The 23,457-nt window shown below is 58.0% G+C and carries 18 protein-coding genes and 1 tRNA gene; 3 read left to right on the top strand and 16 right to left on the bottom strand.

What is annotated here, in order from left to right:
* Positions 1–236: 236 nt before the first annotated feature.
* The 5 genes from GGQ73_RS02000 to GGQ73_RS01980 all read right to left on the bottom strand — a co-directional run bounded on the left by GGQ73_RS02000 (position 237) and on the right by GGQ73_RS01980 (position 4,479).
* Positions 237–1,208, bottom strand: coding sequence for a 5-oxoprolinase subunit C family protein (locus GGQ73_RS02000; RefSeq protein WP_183893537.1), 972 nt, complete (start codon positions 1,206–1,208; stop codon positions 237–239).
* Positions 1,198–2,073, bottom strand: coding sequence for a 5-oxoprolinase subunit B family protein (locus GGQ73_RS01995; protein WP_183893535.1), 876 nt, complete (start codon positions 2,071–2,073; stop codon positions 1,198–1,200). The genes GGQ73_RS02000 and GGQ73_RS01995 overlap by 11 nt, the downstream gene beginning before the upstream one ends.
* A gap of 12 nt (positions 2,074–2,085) precedes the next feature.
* A complete protein-coding gene (locus tag GGQ73_RS01990) occupies positions 2,086–3,453 on the bottom strand; it encodes an acetyl-CoA carboxylase biotin carboxylase subunit (RefSeq protein WP_234910861.1) in 1,368 nt (455 codons plus the stop codon).
* Positions 3,450–3,683: an acetyl-CoA carboxylase gene (locus GGQ73_RS01985; protein WP_183893531.1), complete on the bottom strand. Its 234-nt coding sequence runs from the start codon at positions 3,681–3,683 to the stop codon at positions 3,450–3,452. The genes GGQ73_RS01990 and GGQ73_RS01985 overlap by 4 nt, the downstream gene beginning before the upstream one ends.
* Positions 3,684–3,756: 73 nt before the next feature.
* Positions 3,757–4,479 (bottom strand): LamB/YcsF family protein, encoded by a 723-nt coding sequence (locus tag GGQ73_RS01980; RefSeq protein ID WP_183893529.1) that lies wholly within the window; start codon positions 4,477–4,479, stop codon positions 3,757–3,759.
* 137 nt (positions 4,480–4,616) lie between these two features.
* On the opposite strand from GGQ73_RS01980, the gene GGQ73_RS01975 reads away from it, so the two are divergent.
* A complete protein-coding gene (locus GGQ73_RS01975; RefSeq protein WP_183893527.1) occupies positions 4,617–5,522 on the top strand; it encodes a LysR family transcriptional regulator in 906 nt (301 codons plus the stop codon).
* 21 nt (positions 5,523–5,543) lie between these two features.
* Here GGQ73_RS01975 and GGQ73_RS01970 read toward each other — a convergent pair whose 3' ends face one another.
* From GGQ73_RS01970 to GGQ73_RS01940, 7 genes are all read right to left on the bottom strand, one after another.
* Positions 5,544–6,926, bottom strand: coding sequence for an aspartate aminotransferase family protein (locus tag GGQ73_RS01970; protein WP_183893525.1), 1,383 nt, complete (start codon positions 6,924–6,926; stop codon positions 5,544–5,546).
* Between the two features lie 51 nt (positions 6,927–6,977).
* Positions 6,978–9,326 (bottom strand): xanthine dehydrogenase family protein molybdopterin-binding subunit, encoded by a 2,349-nt coding sequence (locus tag GGQ73_RS01965; RefSeq protein ID WP_183893523.1) that lies wholly within the window; start codon positions 9,324–9,326, stop codon positions 6,978–6,980.
* Entirely contained in the window at positions 9,319–9,792 is a 474-nt protein-coding gene (locus GGQ73_RS01960; RefSeq protein ID WP_183893521.1) for a (2Fe-2S)-binding protein, read from the bottom strand. Before GGQ73_RS01960 ends, GGQ73_RS01965 begins: the two co-directional genes overlap by 8 nt.
* Positions 9,792–10,643 (bottom strand): FAD binding domain-containing protein, encoded by an 852-nt coding sequence (locus GGQ73_RS01955; RefSeq protein ID WP_183893519.1) that lies wholly within the window; start codon positions 10,641–10,643, stop codon positions 9,792–9,794. The genes GGQ73_RS01960 and GGQ73_RS01955 overlap by 1 nt, the downstream gene beginning before the upstream one ends.
* Positions 10,644–10,772: 129 nt before the next feature.
* On the bottom strand, positions 10,773–12,740 hold the full coding sequence (locus GGQ73_RS01950; RefSeq protein WP_183893517.1) for a hydantoinase B/oxoprolinase family protein: 1,968 nt from the start codon (positions 12,738–12,740) through the stop codon (positions 10,773–10,775).
* A 3-nt stretch (positions 12,741–12,743) separates the two neighbouring features.
* Positions 12,744–14,771 carry a hydantoinase/oxoprolinase family protein gene (locus GGQ73_RS01945; RefSeq protein WP_183893515.1) on the bottom strand — a complete coding sequence of 676 codons (2,028 nt, stop codon included), beginning with the start codon at positions 14,769–14,771 and terminating at the stop codon, positions 12,744–12,746.
* 100 nt (positions 14,772–14,871) lie between these two features.
* A complete protein-coding gene (locus tag GGQ73_RS01940) occupies positions 14,872–15,849 on the bottom strand; it encodes an AraC-like ligand-binding domain-containing protein (protein WP_183893513.1) in 978 nt (325 codons plus the stop codon).
* Positions 15,850–16,126: 277 nt separating this feature from the next.
* Between GGQ73_RS01940 and scpA the strand changes: the two genes are divergently transcribed.
* Positions 16,127–18,268: a methylmalonyl-CoA mutase gene (gene scpA, locus GGQ73_RS01935; protein WP_183893511.1), complete on the top strand. Its 2,142-nt coding sequence runs from the start codon at positions 16,127–16,129 to the stop codon at positions 18,266–18,268.
* Positions 18,269–18,289: 21 nt separating this feature from the next.
* Here scpA and GGQ73_RS01930 read toward each other — a convergent pair whose 3' ends face one another.
* From GGQ73_RS01930 to GGQ73_RS01920, 3 genes are read right to left on the bottom strand one after another with little or no spacing between them, the layout of a single operon-like run.
* Positions 18,290–19,336 (bottom strand): glutathione synthase, encoded by a 1,047-nt coding sequence (locus GGQ73_RS01930; RefSeq protein WP_183893509.1) that lies wholly within the window; start codon positions 19,334–19,336, stop codon positions 18,290–18,292.
* A 10-nt stretch (positions 19,337–19,346) separates the two neighbouring features.
* Positions 19,347–21,221 carry a flavohemoglobin expression-modulating QEGLA motif protein gene (locus GGQ73_RS01925; RefSeq protein ID WP_183893507.1) on the bottom strand — a complete coding sequence of 625 codons (1,875 nt, stop codon included), beginning with the start codon at positions 21,219–21,221 and terminating at the stop codon, positions 19,347–19,349.
* Positions 21,218–22,036 (bottom strand): N-formylglutamate amidohydrolase, encoded by an 819-nt coding sequence (locus tag GGQ73_RS01920; RefSeq protein WP_183893505.1) that lies wholly within the window; start codon positions 22,034–22,036, stop codon positions 21,218–21,220. The genes GGQ73_RS01925 and GGQ73_RS01920 overlap by 4 nt, the downstream gene beginning before the upstream one ends.
* 225 nt (positions 22,037–22,261) lie before the next feature.
* On the opposite strand from GGQ73_RS01920, the gene GGQ73_RS01915 reads away from it, so the two are divergent.
* Positions 22,262–22,351: transfer RNA gene (locus tag GGQ73_RS01915), tRNA-Ser, on the top strand.
* A 157-nt stretch (positions 22,352–22,508) separates the two neighbouring features.
* Here the strand turns inward: GGQ73_RS01915 and GGQ73_RS23220 are convergent.
* The gene (locus tag GGQ73_RS23220) at positions 22,509–23,333 is read right to left on the bottom strand and encodes an SHOCT domain-containing protein (RefSeq protein WP_252094094.1); all 825 of its coding nucleotides are present in this window, start codon (positions 23,331–23,333) and stop codon (positions 22,509–22,511) included.
* Between the last annotated feature and the right edge of the window lie 124 nt (positions 23,334–23,457).

The raw sequence follows: 23,457 nt of genomic DNA, 5'->3' as shown, positions 1-23,457 counted from the left end.
CTTATGTTTTCAGGAGAGGGCATGCTGGAACGGACCGTGTGACGGCCTGAAAATTCCAGCGATGTTCCCCTTATTCTTCCGGCAATCTCTTCGGATCGCTCGGCTAACAAATTCACGCCGTTTACCGGCTTCGTCTTGTCGTTGCGCGCGCCGGATATAGTAATCTGGCGCTGCGGAGGGCCAATCGGGATTGACCAGTCCATCCCCGGTTCCTCGTCCGAAGAGATCCGACCGTATCAGGCGGCCAGGAATTCCTCTGCCTTCGCGAGCGCCGCCGTCCTGTCGGCCCGCGCCACAAGCGCCTCCTCCAGCGTTACGGGTACGAATTGCGCCGGTGTATGCGGCTGCATTTGCGCGATACGGTCCATATCCGCAGAAATGACGACGCCCAGCATCATGTAACCGCCACCCGACACCGCATCGCGATGAAGCACGATGGGTTCCGTGCCACTCGGCACCTGCACGGACCCATAGGGATAGCAGGCGTCAACGATATTGGAAGGGTCCGAACCGGCACCGAACGGCTGCTCGCGAGGAATGAATTCGAGTGGCGTGCCGCCCTTGAAGCGATAGCCGATACGGTCAGCTTCCGGCGCGACTTTCCAGGTATCCTCGAAAAAGCGCTTCCCCGCGGCGTCGGTTATCCGGTGCCAGTAAATGCCGGGCAGCATGCGGAGTTCGGCTGGCATGGCACCCAAACCGCGCAGATGCGACGGAAGCGAAAGCCCTGCTTTGCCGGAACCTTCGCCAACCGGAAGTTCGTCACCTGCTTTCAGGACGCGCCCCTCAAAACCGCCTAGGGCACCAAGCACATAGGTCGAGCGCGACCCCAGAACGACCGGAACGTCGATGCCGCCCGATATGGCAATATAAGCGCGCGCTCCTGCCTTGAGATATCCGAACGACAGACGATCACCTGCCTTCACGGCAAAGCTTTCCCATGTCGGCTGCTCCACGCCATTGACCTTGGGCGGAAGTTCGCCGCCGGTCACGGCGACGGTCAGAGGCTTTGTGAACTCCAGCTCTGGGCCCATGAAGGTGACTTCCAGGACAGCGGCACCGGGTTCGTTGCCCACCAGAAGATTGGCGATGCGGGTGGAAAAGCGGTCCATGCCACCGCCTTCGGGAATACCGGAATGATAATAACCGGGACGACCGAGATCCTGGACTGACGTGGCAAGGCCGGGTGTGATGACTTTAACGGCCATTGAGAAGCTCCATCAGTTGGGCATTGGTGCCGTAAATGTCGCTGTTGAAACTGGTGAGGCTGAAGGTGCAGTCACGCACCGTCGGCTGCCAGCGGTTAGCCTCGATCTCTTCAAGCATTGTGTCGTATTCGTCGCGAGTGATCGACTTGAACTTGACGATATCACCGGGTTTGAAAAGGCACATCTCGTCCGTCAGATACCGCACCTTGCGGGTCGGATCATAGATCGGAGCGGGTGTGACACCATACATCTGGTAGCCACCGGCCCCGCGCACGGAATAGATCGCGGCAAAGCAACCGCCATGCCCCACCGTCAGCTTTGGCGTATCCGTGCGAGGACGCAGATATTTCGGCGCTTCGATCTGCTTCTTGCGCTCGACCATCTGATAGAGCCACGGCAGACCAGCAACGAAGCCTACCATCGAGACGAACCATGGCTGGCCGGAATAGGCCGCGATGAACTCCTCGACCGTGCCGTAGCCGTTGATGCGGGCGGAATATTCCAGATCGGTCGAGTTTGGGTCCTGATGACGTTCGCGAAACCGCATGGCGGTCTCGTGCGTCCACGGGTCCTGGAAATAGACCGGCAGTTCGATGATCCGCGTCTTCAACGCAGCATCGGATTTCGAAGCTGCATCTTCCATCGACTTCAGCTCTTTCAACAGATCATGCGGGGAAATGATGTCAGGGTTGAAGCGAATCTGAAAGCTGGCATTGGCCGGGCAGGTTTCGGTAACACCCTTGATCTTCGCCTCACGCACCGCATTGATCATCGACAGGCCGGTGAAGAACGAAGCCAGCGACATCTCTTCGGACACTTCACCGAAAATATGTTCATCACCGCCGAAGTTGAATCGTATCGACATCACTTCTCCTTTTCAGCCGGCGAGCGCCGCTGCGTTTTCGGTAAGCCAGCCTTCCAGCCAGCGGGTGTGGACATCTCCGGACTGAACCGCAGGATCGGCTGCAAGTGCCAGAAACAGCGGCTTGGTCGTTTTTATGCCGGTAATTTCAAGCTCGTTCAGTGCACGCTTCAGGCGAGCAATGGCCGCTTCGCGCGTTTCCGCATGCACGATGAGCTTTGCCAGAAGGGAATCGTAAAATGGCGGTATCTCGTAGCCATTGTAGAGCATGGAATCGAACCGGACACCGGGACCGCCCGGTATCCTCAGATCATCGACCTTGCCGGGAAACGGCGCGAAATCCTTGGCTGGGTCTTCCGCGTTCAGACGAACCTCGATGGCATGGCCGTTGACCTTGATATCATCCTGAACCAGTCGTAGCGGCTCACCACCGGCAATCCGCAACATTTCGGCAACGAGATCGAGACCGGTAATGGCTTCGGTTACGGGGTGTTCCACCTGAATACGGGTGTTCATCTCGATAAAATAGAATGTGTCGGCTGCATCCTCATAGAGATATTCGACGGTTCCGGCACCCGAGTAAGACACCGCTTTCGCCAGCGCCACAGCAGACGCGCATAGCTTTTCGCGCAGAGCATCCGAAAGTGCTTGTGAAGGCGCCTCCTCCCAGACCTTTTGGCGTCTGCGCTGGAGCGAACATTCCCGCTCGTAGCAATGGACGGCGTTTTTTCCATCGGCCAAAACCTGCACCTCGATGTGGCGCGCCCGTCCTATGACCTTTTCCATATAGAGACCGCCGTCACCGAAGGCCGCCAGGGCCTCGGCCTGCGCCTGCGGATAGGCTTGCTCGAACTCGGCAAGTGAATTTGCGATGCGGATACCACGCCCACCGCCGCCGGCCGCGGCCTTGATCATGACCGGAAAACCGGTTTCCGCCAGAACATCCCGTGCGGCTTCCACGCTTTCGACGCGGCCAGCCGAACCCGGAACCACAGGCACCCCGGCAGCAGCCGCAGCCGATCGCGCCGATACCTTGTCGCCCATCAAACGGATCGCGTTGCCGGATGGACCGACGAAGATCAGTCCTGCTGCGGTCACAGCGTCGGAAAAGTCAGCGTTTTCCGCCAGAAAGCCATAGCCTGGATGTACGCTGTCGCATCCGGTGCTGCGCGCGGCCTCCAGCAACGCCTCGATGTTGAGATAGGACTTCTTCGCTGCGGGCGGTCCGATGTTGACGGCTTCATCTGCGAGGCGAACATGCAAGGCATCTGCATCGGCTGCGGAGTAAACAGCAACGGTTGCGATACCGAGATCCTGAGCTGCGCGGATCACCCGCACCGCGATCTCACCCCTGTTGGCAATCAGCAGCTTCTTCAGCATCAGCTTAGATCCGCCAGTGCCGCACCGGCCATGACCGGCTCCTCATTATCAACGAGAAAGTTGATGCCGCTTCCTGCCACGTCAGAGCGAACCTCGTGAAAGGACTTCATCACTTCGATAAGGCCGATCACGTCACCAACAGCCACATCCTCGCCATCTGCTTTGAGTGGCGGCTGGCCGGGGGCTGCACTACGATAAAATGTTCCGGGAAGGGGCGATAGAATGTGTGTCATGGCGTGGTTCTCCGGTTCCGACAATGCGAGAAAACTGCAAACATAAAACAGCCGTTGGCGGCCGTTGTCGATGTCAGTGCCAGGGCGCGATAGCTTCGCGCACGGCCTTGGCAATATCGATAGCATTCGGCGTGTCGGAATGAACGCAGATGGTCTCGCATGCGAGTGGAAACAGACTTCCATCGTTTGCCGTGCCCTGACCGTCCTTCAGCGCCCGCACGCAACGCTCCGCCATCAGGTCAGGATCTTTCGCATCATGCTCGCGGGTCACGATCAGTGCTCCACCTGGAGCATATTCCAGATCAGCGTAGAACTCCGGGATGAAGGTGATGCCGCGCTGTCGGTAGATTTTTTCGTGCATGGTATTGGTCATGCCAAACAGTGGCACGCCAAAGATTTCAGCCGCATCACAAATTCCGTGTGCAATCTCTTCCTGACGCGCAGCCATGCCGTAAAGGCTGCCATGTGGCTTGATGTGGTGCAGGGGCATATCCTCAGCCTTGAGGAAGCCCATCAAAGCACCAACCTGATAAATGACGCTGTTGGCAATTTCCTCGCGGCTCATCTTCATCTCGCGACGGCCAAAGCCCTGAAGATCGGGGAGCGAGGGATGCGCACCAACCTTTACGCCATGCTCCTTGGCACGCCGCACCGTCGAGCGCATATGGTCGGGATCGGAGGCATGGAAGCCGCAGGCAACGTTGGCGGCATCGATGAGCGGCATCAAGCCAGCATCATCACCCAGTCGGTAGAGGCCAAAGCTCTCCCCCATGTCACAGTTCAGCGTGACGCTCATGATCGAAATTCCCCTTGTATATGCTGCCGTCTTTGCGGCGTTGCACAAATCTTGTCTGAGGTTTTTACTCTTGTGAAATAGTAATTTTTTTAATGTAATATCAAAAAAAACGATAATCATTCGAGAGGTGAACTTTCATGAGCATCACATTGAAACAGCTTGATTATTTCATTGCTTCGGCTGAGAGCGGACAGGTCAGCCATGCCGCCGTCAATCTCAATATTTCCCAATCGGCGGTCACTGCGGCGATAAAAGCGCTTGAAGAGGAACTGGGTGTAAAACTGCTGGAACGCACCCACGCCGGAGTGCGCTTGACCATGGAAGGCGCAAGGTTTCTGGAACATGCCCGTATCATCACCGGCGCAGTGGCCGCTGCCGTGCACAGCCCCTTGAGAGAGCGCGAAGGTTACTCGGGTAAACTGACGCTTGGAATGACCTATACCGTCACCGGCTACTTCATGTCCAAATACTATGCGCGGTTTCGCAAGACCTATCCGCAAATCTCCGTCGAGTTGAAAGAGTTGCCGCGCACGGAACTTGAACGACAACTGGCCCGCGGTGACATCGATATGGCGCTGATGCTGGTGTCGAACCTTTGCAACACGGAGGAGCTGGAGGAGGAGGTTTTGATGCGATCCAGCCGTCGCCTGTGGCTTTCGGCAGATCACCATCTGCTCTTGCGCAATCACATCAGTCTGGCAGATATTGCGCAGGAAGATTATGTGATGCTGACAGTCGATGAAGCCAACGAAACCGCTGCACGATACTGGGATGTGGCCGGGCTGCAACCTCGTACGGTATTGACCACCAGCTCGGTTGAAGCCGTCCGCTCGCTTGTGGCGGCAGGCGTCGGTGTGACGATTCTTTCGGATATGGTCTATCGCCCCTGGTCGCTTGAAGGACAGCGCATCGAACTCAAACGACTGGTCGAGCCCATTCCGAGTATGGACGTCGGTCTTGCATGGGCAAAAGCCCGCCCTCTTCCAGCCGCAGCCAAGACCTTCCGCGCTTTCATGTCCGTCACGATGGGCGGCGGAGGCTGAAAGCGCGACGTCTCGGTGACTCTAGACCAGCCCTTCAGCGGCTATTGCCCCGGTCAAACGGTCAAGCGTACGGCCCATGCGAACCATGATTTCGTCGACCTCATCCGAGGTGATGATCATGGGCGGGCAAAGAGCCAGCTGGTCGCCAATGGCGCGGAAGATCAGCCCCTCCTCATGGCCGATCAGTGACGCGATCGCACCAGCCTTGCCGATCTTCTCGAACGGCTTTCGGGTTTCCTTGTTGGCCACCAGTTCCACCGCACCGATCAGGCCGGTACCGCGCGCTTCGCCGACGAGTGGATGATCCGCAAAGGAACGCAGACCGGCTTGAAACTGTGCTTCCAACCGGGCCGCGTTCCCCATCAGGTCACGTTCCTCGATAATGGCGAGGTTTTCCAGCGCAACGGCCGAAGCCACCGGATGACCGGATGCTGTGAAACCGTGACCGAACGCGCCGATTTTTTCAGAATTGTCTGCGATCGCCTGATAGATGGCATCGGAAAACATGACTGCCGCGAACGGCATGTAGGAGGAGGTAATCTGCTTGGAAAGCGTCATGATATCTGGCGTGAAATTGAATTTCTGGCAACCGAATGGCGTCCCGAGGCGACCGAAACCGCAGATGACTTCGTCCGAAACGATCAGGATATCGTTTGCGCGGCAAATCCGCTCGACACCCTCCCAGTAGCCCGCCGGCGGCGGCATGACGCCACCAGCAGCCATTAGCGGCTCACCGATGAAGGCAGCAATGGTATCGGCGCCTTCCGTTGTGATGACGGTTTCGAGCTCGGCAAGCAGGCGCGATGTGAACGCCGCCTCATCTTCTCCCTCCGCACCGAAGCGATAAAAATGCGGGCAGGTCAGGTGGTGTACCGGAATGGCGGGCAGATCGAAGTCCCTGTGATTGATCGGCAGGCCCGTCAGGCTGCCAGATGCGACAGTGATGCCGTGATATCCCTTGATCCGTGACAGAAATTTCTTCTTCTTGGGACGGCCTAGCGCATTGTTCATGTACCAGACCATCTTCACGATCGTATCGTTGGCCTCCGAGCCAGACGACGTGAAGAAGGCGCGGGTGATGTTGGCAGGCGTCATCTCGACGAGCTTCTCTGCCAACCGGATGGAAGGCTCATGCGACTTGGACGAGAACGTGTGATAGTAAGGCAGCTTCAGCATCTGCTTGTAGGCTGCCTCAGCCAGACGAGGCTCCGAGAACCCGACCGCCACCGACCACAGACCAGCCAGACCTTCGATATATTCCTTGCCGCGATCGTCATAAACACGAATGCCCTCGCCTCGCTCGATGACCAGTGGACCCGTGCGCTCATGCTGACGCAGGTTGGTATTGGGGTGCATTGTCGAGGCAATGTCTGCGGCGGCGAGCGAATTGGAAAGAATGTTCATGTCGGACCCATTGGCTGGAGTTGTAATGCGAAATATCGTTCAATGCGGTTTTCAGCGCAACGTGTTATCGATCCATGCGGGCGCGATATGAGGATGCAAAGAGGGAGGCTCCCGATCATGGAGCAGACGCAGAACCCGCGGAGCGGTCAGCGGCAAGCGCGAAACCGGCTTGCCGATAGCGCGTGAAACCGCACAGGCAATGGCGGACCCGACGGCGAGAATCGGGACCTCTCCTGCCCCTTTCGTTCCCAGCGGCCCCATCGACGGGGCGCCTTCGTAGAGATCGGCCACCACGGGAATGACATCCTGCGCCAGCGGTACCCGATAGGTCTCGAAACCATCCTGCGCGATGCGACCATCATCCGTCATCGTCACCTCTTCGTGTAACGCATAGCCAAAACCCTGCACGACACCACCCTGAACCTGCCCCATGATGGCGCGCGGATTGAGCGCCCGCCCGACATCCTGCACAACGCGATAGGCCAGCACCTCGACGTGACCGGTATCTGGATCAACTGCCACTTCTGCCTCATGGACGACAAAGACCGGAATATCGAGAGCGTCGATGAAATGCCCCATCGCGCAACCCGCCATGGCAGGCGTGTTCTTCGCGGTGAAGCTGCCGGTACCTGTGATCGGACCCGTCGTCGCCTGGGCGTGTGCGACGACAGCCGGGATCGTGACCCCGGAGCCGGGACGCCCGGTGATTTCCACCCGTCCTGCTCGCAAGACCAGATCGTTCGGCGCGGTCTGGAGCATCTCGCCTGCGGCGCGCAAAAGCTTCTCTTTCACTTCGGCGGCAGCACCGACACTGGCAGCGCCGATGGAGACGGTGGTTCGTCCACCGCCGACGCCCGCATCCAGAGCTGCCGCGTCCGTGTCGGCCTCTTTTACCACCACCTGATCAGGGCTCAATCCCAACTGGCCAGCCACGATCTGCGGCAGGGACTGCATCATGGTGCCTGAGCCGATCTCGACACCCGAGGTCACCAGCGTGGCGCTACCATCCGCATTCATGTTAATTGTCGCGGCAGACGGGCCGACGAAGATGAACCACGTCCCAACCGTGGTCGCGCGACCGTAAAGCCGACCATCGGCCTTGTCTTCGGCAGTGCCGGTTTTCGTTCGCAATGCGTCCATACGCTCCAGCATCGGACGTAACACATCACCTTCGAATATCTGACCGGTCGGACCGGGATCGCCATCGCCAAGCACATTGCGCTTGCGAAACTCGACCCCGTCCATGCCGATGGCATCGCAAATCTCGTCGGTGTGACGTTCCAGCGCAAAACCATTGTAAACACCGTTACACGCCCTGAACGCACCGTTGGGTGGCGTGTTGGTATAGACGGCACGGCTGACGAGCCGGGCGCTTCCCAGCCGGTAGCTGCCGCCCAAAGTGTGCGATGTCATGGTGGTGAGAAACACCTGCTCACCGCCATAAGCACCGCAATCCATCAGCACCACGGCCTCGCGTCCAACGATTTCACCCTGCGCCGTCACTGCCGAGCGAATGGTGATCTCCGCATTTTCCCGGCACAGACACGTCGCCATTTCCTCCTGACGGGTGTTTTCGAGAATGACGCTGCGCCCGGTCATACGGGCAAGAAGGGCCGTGATCGGCTCAATGGAAGCATCGAATTTCAGGCCGAAAGCACCGCCCACCGGTGGCACGGTGACGCGAACGCGCCCTGGTGGCAGTTGCATGACGCGCCCGGTCACATTGCGCACGGTCCAAGGCACCTGCGTCGACGTCTGAATATGCGCGCGCCCGTCTTCCCAACTGCCAATCGCCACACGCGGTTCGAACGGCACGTGGCTCTGCCGGCCAACCGAAAAGCTGCTTTCAACAATCGTCACGTCGTCGCGCGCAAACGCTGCATCGACATCGCCCCGGACCGATTTCGCTTCCCAGGCAATGTTGCGGGAGCGGGTACCGCCCTCCGCCAGAACCTCGTAATCACGCCAGTTTTCATGAACCAGCCGCGCGTCAGTCTCCAAAGCGTCGGCCATGGTGAGAACCGGGTCGAGCGTATCGATCTCTAGAGTAATCGCTTTCAGCGCCGCACGTGCTTCAGCCTCGGTTTCAGCAGCGATTGCGGCGATGGGTTCGCCGTTGTAGCGGATCATATCCACGGCAAACAGCGGATGATCGGCAATGCCGATGCCGTAATTTCCCGGCGCATCCGCAGCCGTGGCAATCGCCAGCACACCGGGGCAACCGAGTGCGGCAGACACATCGAGCCTGACAATGCGACCGCAGGGAACAGTAGAGCGCAATAACACGGCGTGCAGCATATCTGGACGGGCGCGGTCATTGGTATAGCGGGTGCGACCACGCAACTTGTCGCGGGCGTCACGGCGCGGAAGGTCCATAACGGTGGTGGAAACGTCAACCATCGGCGCGCGCTCCAGAAATGACGCCCATGACGGCATCGATGATCCGCTCGTAACCCGTGCAACGGCAGATATTGCCGACCATTGCCGCCTTCACATCGGCACGGCTCGCGCCTGCATTGTCGCGCAGAAAATGCGAGAGGCTCATTACCATGCCGGGAAAACACATGCCGCACTGAACTGCGTCAGCGGCTTCGAAGGCTGCCTGAAGCGGGTGCAACGGCCCGTCGCCGGTCGACATGGCCTCGATAGAGGTGACGCTCGCGCCGTCCAGCAAGCCGACCGGCTGAAGGCACGACATGACGGCCTCTCCATCGACATGCACGGTGCAGGCACCGCAGAAGCCTTCCCGGCATACGGCCTTGGTTCCGGTCAGAAACCGTTCGTTTCGCAGCACATCGACCAGTGGCGTCATCGGATCACCGCTGTAACGGCAAGTCGAACCGTTGATTTGAAATGAAACCGTCATCAAGACGCGTCCTCGCGCAAAAGCGTTTCCATGCCACGACGAACCAGTGCGGGTAGAACCTGGCAGCGATACCAGCTGTCGGCTTCGATTCCGTCTCGCCCGTTGAAGTCATTGCATTCCCGTGCAAGCGATGCGGCAATCTGCGCAGTCGCGGGACGTCCACCGGGCTCTTTCGAAAATGCGTCTTCAAGGCTCGTCCAGCGTCGTGCGACATCCTCGACGGAACCAACCGCCACGTTGATCCTACCCTTGCTCGACAGGGCACAGGACACGATTGCAACCGGGTAATCTCCGGCACGGCGCAGTGGCAGGCGGATATGGACGCTGGCTGTCGTCGCCCGTGGAACAAGAATACGCGTCATTATGGCATCGGCCAGCAGTTCCTGGCGATTGGCAAGGAAGGACGAAAGCGGCCATCGCATCTGTGCGTGATCAGCCCGCAACTCCACAATGGCATCCACTGCGAGAAGTGCCGGAACAAGGTCGGCTGCGGAAAAATCGGAGGTACACAGGTTTCCGCCCACCGTTGCGACACGCCGAATGGCCGGGTTGGCAGAAACCGAGGCGGCGCTTGCGATGGCTTCCAGACCGGCAACGCCGCGGAGGGCCTGCCCGAGCGCCTCGTGCGTGACGGACGCGCCGATGGTGACGGTACCGACATCGATATCGATGGCCTTCAAACCGTCCAATGCGTGCACAGAGACCAGATCGCGTGGCAGCGAAATGCCGCGTCTGGGATCACGCATCAACCAGGTACCACCCGCCAGAATCGCGGCACCTCGCCGTTTTGCAGCGAGTGCCTCACCGATCGTGCCGGCAACGGTCAGTGACCGTTCCAGATTGTCGACCATCGTTCAAAACCCCTTTTATGCCGTCTTTTGCGGCGTTGCGTCATAGTGGCCGAGCCCGCACTCCATGTGAAATAGTTGTTTCTTGAAAGTCATATCGATTAAACAGATGGCTCTGGTGTCCAGCGTCGGTCACCCCCAGTGCGCGACACTGCGCTTCTCGAAACTCTCGCGAAACTGCGCCGTTGTTTTTTCCAAGACGTCACCGCTTTCCCAGTCGAGAATAACGGCGAAACGGCGCACGGCGTCCAGTGAATCGATTTCACCCGCCTTGTAGCGGGCGGATACCGCGTGCGGATCCATGCGCGCCCAATCCTTGCGGTTTGCCCGTATCTCGTCGCGTGCTGCCTGCGTAGCAGCGCTATCGACCTCGTATGCGCAAAGATCGGCATCGATGACTTTCACGACCACGCCATAATCCACCTTCGCACGTTCGATGGACACATAGTCATCGATCACGTCCTCCATGACATGGGACGGATCACGCTCCAGTGGATCCCCAAAACCGCCGCCGCCTGCTGTCGGTCTCGCAAACTCGTCACCCGTATAGACGGGGTAATCCGAAAACACGGAGCCGAGCCATGTGTCGGCGTCTTCACCGGCACGGCGAATGGTCAAGCCATGCGGCATGGATGGAAGCCCACCCTCGACGCCCCAAACGACGGCGCGTTCGCGGTCGCAGATATAGGACATGACGGCGCCTTCGGCCTCCAGCAGAAGGGACGTTTTCTGAACACCGACGCCACCGCGCCATTTGCCCGGACCGGCGGAATCCCTCTTGATCTGAAACTCGGTGGTGCGGGTTGGATTGACGCGCTCATTGCCCTCATTGGGCTGGGACATCAGCCCGGTGCCGAAGCACGCGGTCGTCACGTCTGCACCATCCTTGCCGTTGCGACCGCCCCATCCGCCTGGTAGCCATTCATAAAACATGAAAATCGGCTTTTCAGGCTTGCGTGCGTCCCGGCCACCGGCCAGCAGATATTCGAGATTGAACGCGCAGGCGATGGCGCGTTCGGGCATGATCTGCGACCACATCTCGAAAATGGCATTCATGATTTTTTCAAACGGCATCAGGAAGCCGGTCACGGCAACAGGCCACTCGGCGCTGACGACGCTGTTTTTTGGCGCTGTCACATGGATCATACGGTAAAAACCACTGTTGAGCGGAAGATCGGGAAAGAAGGTCTTCATGCCCGCAACGACAGCCGAGAACGTCGCACCGGGCGCCGAGTTGTACATGGAGGCAATCGTCGAATGGCTGCCGGTGAAATCGTAGTGAACGGCATCGCCCTTGATCGTCATCTTGATGCGGATCGGGATCATCCCCTCCCCGGCACCCAGATCGCGGTCGATATAATCGACAGTCTCCCACGTGCCATCGGGCAGTTCCGCGAGCCGCTTTCGCACGGCACGCTCGACATAATCCTGCACCTCCTCCATGCCGCGCGTGACCTTGTGGCGACCGTATTTTTTCGTCAACCGCAGCAGTTCGCGTTCTGCCGCCTGCGTCGCCTGTGCCTGCGAGTGGATGTCGCCGATGATGGACGCGGGGTCACGCGTGTTGGCGGCAATCATGTTGGCCACATCAGAGCAGAACCGTCCCTGCCGAAAAAGCCGCACGGGCGTAATCCGCAAACCTTCGCGGAACATGTCGCGCGCCGTGACATCGAAAGAGCCGGGAACGGAGCCGCCAAGATCGGACCAGTGACCGTTGGACTGGGCAAAGCCGATCAGCGTATCCTCGTCGAAGATGGGTCGCACCAAGCGGACATCGCTGAAATGCGTGCCGCCGGCATAGGGATCGTTGATCGCGTAGACGTCACCGGGGGCCATATCGCCCTCAAAAACACGGATGACCTCCTTGCAGGTGTTGTGCAGGGTGCCAACATGCACGGCGATGTCGTAATTGCCCTGCGCAACGGAATTGCCGTCGGCATCATGCAGCGCGTTGGAAAAGTCTCTGTTGTAGATGACGAAGGAATAGCAGGTGCGCAGCATCTGCTCCGCCATCTGATCGACCGTGGTGATGAACGAGTTCTTCAAGACCTCGAAGGTCACGGGGTCGAGGCCGTTTTCTGTTTCCGCAAACTTGGTCATGTCTCAGCCTTTCGTACCGATCAGAATATTCAGGAAAGCATCGACCCGCGCGCTCATGCCCGGTGGCACAACTGTGGTGGAATCGAACTGCTCCACGATGGCGGGTCCGGTAAACATCGCCCCCGCCTCCAGCACGTCGCGCTGATAGATGGCGGCGTCATGGGCGATGCCATCGAACCAGACCGCCCGTCGTGTCACCGGGTCGGGTGCGTGGTCCCTCACCTCGTATTTCGGCAGGTCGGCCTTGGGAACGATGCCGACAGCCTGGATGGCAATACGGAAGATCGAGACAGGGGCCTCATCACGGCGATAATTGAACTCGCGTTCATGTTCGGCGTGGAAGGCCTCGATCAACGCGCCGATACTCTCGATCTTTGCGGGGGCATTGACGGCAAGCGAGCGCCATTGGCCCTGGTACATCATCTCCACCATGCGCTGCAAAGCCATGTCACCGGCCGCGATCCCCTCATGAGAAAGCCGCTCCGTCGCTTGGCCTTCCATGCGCTGGAACGCCGCTTCCATCTCGTCGGGGGCAACGGCGGATGCGTCCGCCATGAAACTTTCGGAGAAATCGTGCTGCACATCCACCAGCAGGCATCCAAGGGCGGAGGTGACACCGGGGTTGGGTGGCACGATGACCGTTGGGATGGAGAGTTCCCTGGCGACCGCCGCCCCGTGGAGCGCGCCAGCACCGCCAAAGGCGACCAGCGCAAAATCACGCGGATCGTAACCACGACTGACGGACAGAAGGCGTACGGCATTGGCCATATTGGCGTTGGCAACCGCGATGATCGCTTCGGCAGCCTTGTGAAGGCTCATTCCAAACGGGGTTGCGACCGTTTCCTGAACCGCCGTCGCCGCAAGCGTCGGGTCAAGCGTGATCTTGCCGCCCGCAAGGCTGCTGCCGAGCCGCCCCAGAACCACATTCGCGTCGGTATTCGTGGCGACCGGGTTGCCGTTACGATAGCAGGCGGGTCCCGGATGGGCACCGGCGGACTGCGGACCGTTGCGCAGCGATCCGCCCTCGTCCTGCCATGCGAGAGAACCACCACCGGCACCGATGGTCAGAACCTCGATTGACGGGAAACGAATGGGATATCCATATTCGATGTACCAGTCCTTGGTGATCCGGGACTGGCCGTTCCATGCCAACGACACATCTGTGCTGGTCCCGCCCATATCGAAGCCGATGGAATTGGGGAAGCCGCAGAGATTGCCGATGAAACGGCTGGCGATGGCACCGGCGGCGATGCCGGAACCGGCAAGGCGAGCCGAAAATTCTCTGACGCTGGCAGGCGTCATGACGCCGCCGCCCGAGTGGAGAAGCAAGAGATCCCGATGATATCCTCCTGCTGCGAGTTTGTCGCTGAGGCGCGACACGTAATCCACAACGACCGGTGCGCAGACGGCATTCGCCATGGTGGTTGAGAACCGTTCGTGCTCGAAAATTTCCGGCATGACCTCGCAAGACACCGACACCGGAATATCCGGCATGACCTGTTTCAGAATGTCGCGCATACGCCGCTCATTCGCGCCATTGACGTAGGAATTCATGAAGCAGACCGCCACCGATTTCACGTCTCGCTTCTTGAGGATTTCGGCCACGCGTCGGGCATCCTCCTCGTTCAGCACCTCCAAAACCACGCCCTCTGCATCCACGCGCTCGCGCACCGTCAGCCGGTCGCGCCTGGGAATGTAAGGCTTGGCAACATCCTTGTAGGTGTCCCAAAGGTCTTCCTTGTTGGCCCGGCGAATTTCGACGACATCACGAAAACCTTCGGTGCAGACCATCGCGGCGCGCGGCAGGCGGCGCGTGATCAGGGCATTGGTCGCCACCGTCGTGCCATGGGAAAACATGGTCACTTCGGACAGGTCGATACCGGCCTGCTCTACGCCGTTCAGAATGGCGCGCATCGGATCATCCGGCGTCGAACCGGTTTTCTCGATACGGATAGCACCTGTATCCTCGTCCATGATGCAGATATCCGTGAAGGTTCCGCCGACATCCACGGCAACTCTGGTTCTGGTCATTCTCGTATCCTTAAGGCTGTTTGAGGCCGCAGTTATGCTGCCCGGCCAACCGCACAGGCGGCCAGAGTCGACATCCTCTCAAATGGGATGGTTTATTGCGTCAGTGTCGAAGCGTGTCCGGCGATGAGCGTGCCCGCAGCACGGCCTGCCGGCGCGTATCGCTGGGAGAACACCCAAATCTGGTCCGGTAGTGTCGGCAGAATTGCGATTGGTCGGCAAATCCCCAGCGATAGGCGATTTCGGCGATAGTCGCCGTATTGGTCCCCGACATCAATTCCTCGGCGCAATGGTCGAGGCGGCTATCGCGGATGAAGCCGTTGATCGACTTGTTGCTTTCCTGAAACAGTCCCTGCAGGTAGCGCAGGGAAATTCCGCCAGCGTCCGCCACGGCCTGTGGCCCAAGCGACCGGCTCTTGATGTTGTCGCGGATATACTGCTCGGCCCGATGCAGATGGCCCGCCCGGATGGAGGAAATACTGCTGTCCAGCACCCGGTCGTCACTGACGATCGACAGGCAGAGCATTTCAAGAATATGTCTGCCGGTCATTTCTCGTGCCGCTTCACTGAGACCCTCAACATGCCCGATGGTGGTGCGCACGGTATCCAGAAACAATGCGGCAACGCCGCTCGTACCATCGAAACTCAAGGCGCTGAACCGGTCAGTCGAGCCGATGCGGGATCGCACGCTGGCGGATGGCACCTTCAGGACCCACAAGGCGTTGGGCCGCCCATGCCAGAATTCGTAGGGCGCATCACCCCGTTCCAGCAAAAAACCACCGGGATTGCATTTGACGCTACGCGAGCCCTGAGAAAAATTGATCTCGCTGAGCTCGGGAATGGAAACCAGAAGGCTGGCATCACTTTCGTTCAGGAAATGGCGGCGGTGCCTTTTGTAGCTCACGCCGTCGCACTGCATCCGCGACACACCCACCAGCCCCAGAGACCAGGTTTCCAGTGTCCCGGTAAATTCGCGTCGGCTGCGATACTCGGTATCCAGCGGAAAGTATGTTTCCGTTACTGCGGCCTGCCAGGCATCGCCTCCAGCAAGACCGCCGACATTATCGACGACGTATCTCATTCTTCGATATTCCCCTGTGGTCCGAATTTTCCGGTTCCTTTTATTGACGTCAGGATACATCAATTTCGAGGAGCGTATTGTTAAAAAACGCACAAGTTTCTGAAGCCAGCCGTATCGCTGTCAGGGCCGGGCTGCCTTCACGCGCGGTGTTTTTGGTTGTGCTGCCGCTGCGGGCTCCCTATCTTGCCGTTAGAGGTGTGTGGAGTGCGCACACCCGTTCGGGAGCGACGCATTTCGGTTGCCAAGGGCTGGAATGCAACAAGGTGAGGAGACGGGAATGTCCGACGAAAAGACGGTAAAGGACTGGGCTGGGCTTGCGGAAAAAGAGCTCAAGCAGTCGCCGGACAGCCTTGTATGGCAGACGCCGGAAGGTATCGATATCAAGCCGCTCTACACCGCCGACGATATCCAGGACATTCCCCACCTCGGCAGCATGCCTGGCTTCAAGCCATTCGTGCGCGGGCCTCGCGCCACCATGTATGCGGGCCGTCCCTGGACCATCCGCCAATACGCCGGCTTCTCAACGGCGGAAGAATCCAATGCGTTCTACAAGCGCAATCTGGCCGCAGGACAAAAAGGACTTTCCGTCGCCTTCGATCTTGCGACCCACCGTGGCTACGACAGCGACCATGAGCGTGTGGTCGGCGACGTTGGCAAGGCCGGTGTCGCCATCGACAGCGTGGAAGATATGAAGATCCTCTTCGACGGGATACCGCTCGACGAAATGTCGGTCTCCATGACGATGAACGGCGCGGTCATCCCCATCCTCGCCAGCTTCATCGTCGCGGGTGAGGAGCAGGGCTGCTCCAGAGCAAAGTTATCCGGCACCATTCAGAACGACATTCTCAAAGAATTCATGGTGCGCAACACCTATATCTACCCGCCCGAACCCTCCATGCGCATCATTGCCGACATCATCGAATATACGGCGAGGGAAATGCCGCGTTTCAATTCGATTTCGATTTCCGGCTATCACATGCAGGAAGCCGGAGCGACACTGGTGCAGGAGCTGGCATTCACCCTGGCAGATGGACGTGAATATGTCCGCGCGGCGCTGAAAAAGGGTTTGAACGTCGATGATTTTGCCGGACGACTGTCGTTCTTCTTCGCAATCGGCATGAACTTTTTCATGGAGGCGGCAAAGCTGCGCGCCGCACGGTTGCTTTGGGCGCGGATCATGGAAGAATTCAAGCCGCAGAAGGCATCGTCTTCGATGCTGCGCACCCACTGCCAGACATCGGGCGTATCGCTTCAGGAGCAGGACCCTTACAACAACATCATCCGCACTGCCTATGAAGCACTTTCGGCAGCACTCGGCGGAACGCAATCGCTCCACACCAATGCGCTCGACGAAGCCATGGCACTACCGACCGATTTCTCCGCCCGCATTGCCCGCAATACCCAGCTTATCCTCCAGCACGAAACCGGCGTCACGAAAGTCATCGATCCGCTGGCTGGCTCTTACTACGTCGAAAGCCTGACGAACGACCTCGCGGAAAAAGCGTGGGCCCTGATGGAGGAGGTCGAGGCGCTCGGTGGGATGACGAAAGCCGTCGATGATGGCCTGCCGAAAAGGTTGATCGAGGAAGCGGCCACCAAGCGACAGGCAGCCGTCGACCGTGGGGAGGAAATCATTGTCGGTGTCAACAAGTATCGTCTCGAAAATGAAGACCCCATCGACATCCTTGATATCGATAACACCGTCGTTCGCACATCGCAGATCAAACGCTTGGAGATGCTTCGCCGCCAACGAAATCAAGCATCCGTCGATGCAGCTCTTTCAAGATTGACCGAAATTGCCCGCACCGGGAACGGCAATTTGCTGGAATCCGCGATTGAAGCCGCCCGCGCCCGCGCAAGCGTCGGAGAAATTTCAGACGCGATGCGCAGCGTTTTCGGAGACCATACAGCAGTTCCGGAAGTTGTGCATGATGTGTACGGCGCCGCATATGAGGACGACCCGGAATATATAACGCTGTGTACCCGCTTGGGTGAACTGTCCAACATTGTTGGTTCGAAACCGAAAATGTTGATCGCGAAACTCGGTCAGGACGGGCATGATCGCGGCGCAAAAATCATCGCGTCGGCCTTTGGTGATATCGGTTTCGATGTCCTGGCTGGCCCCTTGTTCCAGACACCGGATGAGGCTGCAACGCTCGCCGTCGAACACAAGGTTCATGTGGTGGGAATGTCATCGCTCGCTGCGGGTCACAAGACGCTTGCGCCACAACTGGTCCAAGCCCTGAAAGACAAGGGTGCGGAGAATGTTATCGTTATCGTGGGCGGTGTGGTTCCCCGGCAGGATTACGAGTTCCTGCTCGCCAATGGCGTGGCGGCTGTTTTTGGCCCCGGCACCAACGTGCTGGAAGCCGCCCGTGCCGTCATCGATCTGATGCAAGGGCGGCTTCGCAACGCGTGACGGCAATCGGACTGGCGGCCTCTACAGCGTCGCCAGCAACCGGTTGTTCAGCATGCCCGCAGATGCCTGCTGCATGGCGACTTTCTTTTCGATGGCTTCGATAATCGTATCGGTAAAATCCACATTCGCGAGTTCACGAATGTGCGAAAGGCCGCCGGGTGAAAAGACGTTGACCTCGAGTATCTTGTCTCCCACGATATCGAGGCCGACCAAGAACATGCCGTCTTCCACCAGTTTCGGCCGCATCATTTCTGCCAGTGCGATCACCGCATCATTCACTTCGACGGCCTCTGCCGTGCCGCTGGCGTGGATGTTGGATCGCAGGTCGCCCTTTGCAGGCACACGACGAAGGGCGGCATACTGACCGTCGCGCATCAACGGCTCGCCATTCATCATGAAAAAGCGAATGTCACCCTCTTTTGCGGCAGGCAGATAGGCCTGCGCAATCAAATATCCTTCGATGCTGACGGCCTCGAAAATCTGGTTGAGATTGGTCTCCTTACTGGATCCGATCTTGAAGACATTTCTGCCGCCCGAACCCTGCAGAGGCTTGACGATGACGCCCTTCGGGTGGGCATCGGCGAAGGCTCTGATTTCCTCGACGTTGCGCGAGATGAGCGTCGTCGGTCTGACGATTTCTGGAAAGCTCTGGAAATAGAGCTTGTTCTGAGCGAGCGCCAGGCCTTCAGGATCGTTCAAGACAACGACGCCCCGCTGCTCGGCCAGACGACCGAACAGAATACCAGAATGAACCGCCCATGGACGTGCGGTTTGATCCAGAGAGGGGTCATTCCGCAGCATCAGCACGTCTATATCCTCGATGTCGATCGTCTCCCGCTCCAGTTTCTTTTCCTGAAGCAGCGCGTGGAAGTTTTCGGTCTTCTTGTATTTCTGGCGTGGAACCACGAGGCCATGCACCACAAGCGAGTCGTCCCGTCGCAACGTGAAATCACCCGGCGTCAGATAGATGACCTCGTGGCCACGGTTGAGTGCTGCCATAGCCAGCAGTCCCGTCGCGAATGTCGGCTGCTCGCCTTCGATTGAATTCACGAAAAAAGCGATACGCATGTGTCCTCCCTTACAAGGTTGCCATCTCGGCTATCGGTAATCCTGATCGTATGATGTCGAGGCGTTCCTGGGCTTCGGTAGAACCGAGAAATGCGGGTCTGATGACGGGTGAACGCAGAAGGCCGCGCAACGCCAGTTCCTGCATGATGGGAAAATGAGCCGCAGAAATCTTTCCCATCCAGAACGGATCGAGTGAGCCACCTTTTTTCAAATGCTCGAGGATTTCACTCAGTCCGCGAAGATAGATTGCGTCCTTCGAAAGCCCTCCCCCGCGATAAATTCTCAGCACCATGTTGAACGCGGCCGCATCATCAAAGCCATGTTCGCTCGTCATCAAGCGATACGTCTCCAGAAATTCAGCACCATCCAGCATCGCGGCACAACCAACAGCGCGCCCGGCGATCAACCGCAATCGATCACGCGTCATGCCTCCTGCGAGATATTCAGCCAGAACGGCCAAGCCCTCCTGCACACCCTCGTATCCCGAAAGCCCGGTTCTGAAGAGCCGCAGACCCTGCGCGGAGCCATTGAAATAGGTGAGAAGATGAACGCCGATCTCATGATGCAACAATGCATCCAGTCGTCTTTTTTCCATGACTGTGTGTCGCGACACGAACAACTTGCTGCCAGATACCATCAAACCCGGCGGCAGATCGTCACGGATATCAACACGCGCGTCGAACGTAGGATCTTCGAGGTGATAGGCATTCACCATTTCGCGCGCTTTTTTCGTTACCTCGTAACAATCCGCCATGGCAATCTCCTCGCCATGATCTGGACGAGGGCATTGCCCCAGGACGGTCTGGGCAAGAGCAAGTAAGGACGGCTCGACAGAGCCGTAAAGCGCCCGGCTGAAATCTGTGAACTGACGTTTGTGGAGATGTGCCAGCATACTCAGCTGGAGATCGATCTCCTGCTGTTTTTCACGGTAGAGATTGTAAAGGACAGGGTCTTCCAGGTGATCAAAAGCCACCGAATAAAGTTTGCGTTTCTGCTCCTCGATATCGACACTCAAAGGACGATAAAGAAAATGCGGAGCGGACTGAAAATTGCTCGCTTTGAAGTCTGCAAGCGCCTTGCGTGCGTTGATCGGCGTCACCGAAAGCAGAAAATCGAATGATGCCGCGATATCATCGACCGAGCGATCGGCTCTGCGCACAGCGTCCACAAATGCCTTACGGCCCAATGCGCGATGAGACGTGACTTTCAAGATGTCCGACGTGCTGGAAAATGCAGCAAACGCACGCAGTCCCGCATCGAACAGATCCGCAATCATCGTTTCGCGAAGCCCGGGGTAATCCGCACCCGATTCCGGTTGGCGATAAATGGGCGCGAAGCGTACGCCGATACAGGAAAATCGCAGCCCGGCTGCCTTCAGATGAGAGACGGGATTGTTTTCAGCGTCCGGGTAGATAATGCGAGGCGTCCGAAACCGAATATCAGCGTCGCAAACGGCTTTGACAAAAACACGCTCCGCATGTTGCGCCTCGAGGTCCGGCGTGGCGGAGACCCTCACGTCGTACTGCGGCAAAAATGGCGAATCGTCCGCCAAGAGGACGTCGTGTTCCAACTCGCCCATATCAAGCACGATGAAGGCGCCGAAACGCTTTTTCATCTCGGTGCCGACCAGATCCAGAATCGGCATCGCTTCCGCAACGTCGGCGGCAATCAGATAGGACGCATTTGCAGCCGCGATGTCACGCGCCGCAAGCCCATTTGCGCCGTTGATGAGGTGCAGGCAGATGAAAGGCAATGGTCTGTCGATGTGCAGCCGTCCATCAAGGCCAATATCCTGCCGAATGGCCTTCCCCTCACCCAAGAGCGCTGCGACCTGTTCCAGGCCTCGATTTGTTTCAGTAAAGTCCTTGGTTTGTGACGCACTCATCTGCGCCCCGCCAGCAGATCCTCAAGGATTGGTTCAAGCGATTGGATCGCTTTGCCGATATCCTGAATCATCGAGACGTCCGGCTCGCCTGTCCACTCGTCCATAAAGATTTTCTTGAACTCGATTGCAATCGCGCAGCCATTTTGAGGAAAGCGCTCATGCACGAAGCGTGTCTGTTCGCCCTTGCCTTGAAAAGCTACATTTTCCCGCACATCAAGGCGTCGCCCGCCGATCTTGGCAGCGCTAAAGTGCTCTATCGTCGCGTCGATCACATCCGCCCAGCGGTCTCTCTGCATCGAGATCGTGCCGATGTTGACATCAGGCGCCTTGGCTTGCGCTGTAGGCTTTTCGTCCGCACCATCGCGGCGATGATTGTAGCTGTGAACATCAAGAAGCACGAATGCTCCGTGACGAGCCTGCATTTGCATCAGCAGATGCTCGAGCGTGGCATAATAGTCATCGTGAAAATTGAGGGATCTTAAAATCACCTGTTCGGGCGGTCTGTCCTTCCACACCTCTAGCCCCCATGCCTGCTGCGGCTCAAGGTAAATCGCCTCATCTTTTGCACGGTTGAGATCGACTTCAAACCGGGAGTGGTTGACAACAACGCGGTTGACCAGTCCAGCGATCATATCGGCTGTGAACGGGTCTTCTTCCCGAAGCCGCTGCGCGCCAGACAGCGCCATCAGTTCCTCGACCTCAGAGCGCGTTGCATGACCATCGTGAATGGCTGTGGCGATGACGGGAGAATCACCTGATACAACCGACCAATATTGCTGTTCTCCACGAGCCGTTTCCGCGACGCCATTTGTCATGTTTCCCCCTCATACGTTGATTTGGAAACACGAAAACCGGGAACTTGTTCCTTATTCTGATCGGAGCACCGCTTCTGCTGACCCATTTCGCCAAGCAAAACAGTGTCAGGTCACAAAAGCATCAAAAACTTGCACCGCCGCTGCCAGAGCAGCCATTTAACCCTTGCGCGCATCCTGTTTGCTGGTTAAGAGAACGCCCGCACGAACCTTACAGTTCGTGCCCGCGGAGAGGTGGCAGAGTGGTCGAATGCACCGCACTCGAAATGCGGCATACCTGCAAGGGTATCGTGGGTTCAAATCCCACCCTCTCCGCCATAACAGACCCAGGGGTGACAATGGCTTTGGTCAAAAACCTGGCTTTATCTTCGGTTTATTATTCGGCTCACATTGATCAACGTCACAACTGCGGCCCTTTCCACTGAACGCCAGCCTTTCTATGAAGTCGACCAGCGCGTTTTCCGTTTTGCCGACCTCATAGTCGGTCAAGTAGCTCTGTCTTTTTGGCGGCAAATTCTTCGTCTGAAATTATACCTTTTGAACGCAGACCTGCGAGCCGCTCGATTTTGCTGATGATGTCGTCTTGGTGGAAAGCTGTCTGTTCTGGAACCGCGCTTACACTTGGAGGCGCCATTGGCGGAACTTCCGCTGGCTGCATCTGTATCCGAGCCGCACTCTGTGGGACTTGGGGCGCGTCCGGGTTGTCGCTCGTGGGGACGATATCGAGATCAGCCACACGGATAAGACCATGCTGGGATGTGAAGGTCAGGGACTGGTCGCCGCTCTGTTGCTGGGAAAAGCCGCCAATGTTGTGATCTTGAGTATCGTAGACAGTGATCTGTCCGTTGACATCGATGGCCAACCGGCGGCTTGCCGGAAAGAACGCGTAGCGGAGGTTGTTCTGGGAACCCGTTGACGACGCCTGTCCCAGATGTTGCGGCCAGGAGCTGTTTTGCGAACTCGACTGGTAGAAAAAGCTGTTACCGTTTCCCTGGCTTTGAGACTGATGAGGCCGATCCAGTTTCGGGCCAGACAGTCTACCTGACCTTATGTGATCGGCGATCTCGGAGCAGAGCATGTCAACGCGATGCTTCAGGCCATTGTTGAACATGTCTCCGACCATGATCATGCCGCCGTTCGACCATTGCCCCATCCCGCCAAGCTCGGAGTGATTGAACTGCGCCTGATTGGTGTTGCCTGCAATCAACGCCATTGTGAGATGCTCGATGACGCCTTGGCTGACGCCGTGTCGCTGGGATAGGCCATCGACAATGCTTTGTTCCTGAGTATCTCTGATCACAAGCTGCGCTCCATTGGTTCGGAATTTCTTATTACATTTGCGAGGCCGTGAAGATAGGCGTTGCAGCACGTGAGGCAACATCGAGAGACAGAGTTAGTTTAAGGCTCTCAGGTTCAAAAATCCG

Origin of the sequence: Rhizobium skierniewicense, from assembly GCF_014196515.1 — a bacterium.
Classification (GTDB): Bacteria; Pseudomonadota; Alphaproteobacteria; order Rhizobiales; family Rhizobiaceae; genus Agrobacterium; species Agrobacterium skierniewicense.
The sequence above is the reverse complement of the archived record's forward strand: the minus strand, read 5'-3'. Positions and strand labels throughout refer to the sequence as shown.

What these genes read in the sequence shown, in the direction of transcription:
- GGQ73_RS02000 (WP_183893537.1), bottom strand. Translation starts at nt 1,208, where the DNA reads ATGGCCGTTAAAGTCATCACACCCGGCCTTGCCACGTCAGTCCAGGAT.
- GGQ73_RS01995 (WP_183893535.1), bottom strand. Translation starts at nt 2,073, where the DNA reads ATGTCGATACGATTCAACTTCGGCGGTGATGAACATATTTTCGGTGAA.
- GGQ73_RS01985 (WP_183893531.1), bottom strand. Translation starts at nt 3,683, where the DNA reads ATGACACACATTCTATCGCCCCTTCCCGGAACATTTTATCGTAGTGCA.
- GGQ73_RS01980 (WP_183893529.1), bottom strand. Translation starts at nt 4,479, where the DNA reads ATGAGCGTCACGCTGAACTGTGACATGGGGGAGAGCTTTGGCCTCTAC.
- GGQ73_RS01975 (WP_183893527.1), top strand. Translation starts at nt 4,617, where the DNA reads ATGAGCATCACATTGAAACAGCTTGATTATTTCATTGCTTCGGCTGAG.
- GGQ73_RS01970 (WP_183893525.1), bottom strand. Translation starts at nt 6,926, where the DNA reads ATGAACATTCTTTCCAATTCGCTCGCCGCCGCAGACATTGCCTCGACA.
- GGQ73_RS01965 (WP_183893523.1), bottom strand. Translation starts at nt 9,326, where the DNA reads ATGGTTGACGTTTCCACCACCGTTATGGACCTTCCGCGCCGTGACGCC.
- GGQ73_RS01960 (WP_183893521.1), bottom strand. Translation starts at nt 9,792, where the DNA reads ATGACGGTTTCATTTCAAATCAACGGTTCGACTTGCCGTTACAGCGGT.
- GGQ73_RS01955 (WP_183893519.1), bottom strand. Translation starts at nt 10,643, where the DNA reads ATGGTCGACAATCTGGAACGGTCACTGACCGTTGCCGGCACGATCGGT.
- GGQ73_RS01950 (WP_183893517.1), bottom strand. Translation starts at nt 12,740, where the DNA reads ATGACCAAGTTTGCGGAAACAGAAAACGGCCTCGACCCCGTGACCTTC.
- GGQ73_RS01945 (WP_183893515.1), bottom strand. Translation starts at nt 14,771, where the DNA reads ATGACCAGAACCAGAGTTGCCGTGGATGTCGGCGGAACCTTCACGGAT.
- GGQ73_RS01940 (WP_183893513.1), bottom strand. Translation starts at nt 15,849, where the DNA reads ATGAGATACGTCGTCGATAATGTCGGCGGTCTTGCTGGAGGCGATGCC.
- scpA (WP_183893511.1), top strand. Translation starts at nt 16,127, where the DNA reads ATGTCCGACGAAAAGACGGTAAAGGACTGGGCTGGGCTTGCGGAAAAA.
- GGQ73_RS01930 (WP_183893509.1), bottom strand. Translation starts at nt 19,336, where the DNA reads ATGCGTATCGCTTTTTTCGTGAATTCAATCGAAGGCGAGCAGCCGACA.
- GGQ73_RS01925 (WP_183893507.1), bottom strand. Translation starts at nt 21,221, where the DNA reads ATGAGTGCGTCACAAACCAAGGACTTTACTGAAACAAATCGAGGCCTG.
- GGQ73_RS01920 (WP_183893505.1), bottom strand. Translation starts at nt 22,036, where the DNA reads ATGACAAATGGCGTCGCGGAAACGGCTCGTGGAGAACAGCAATATTGG.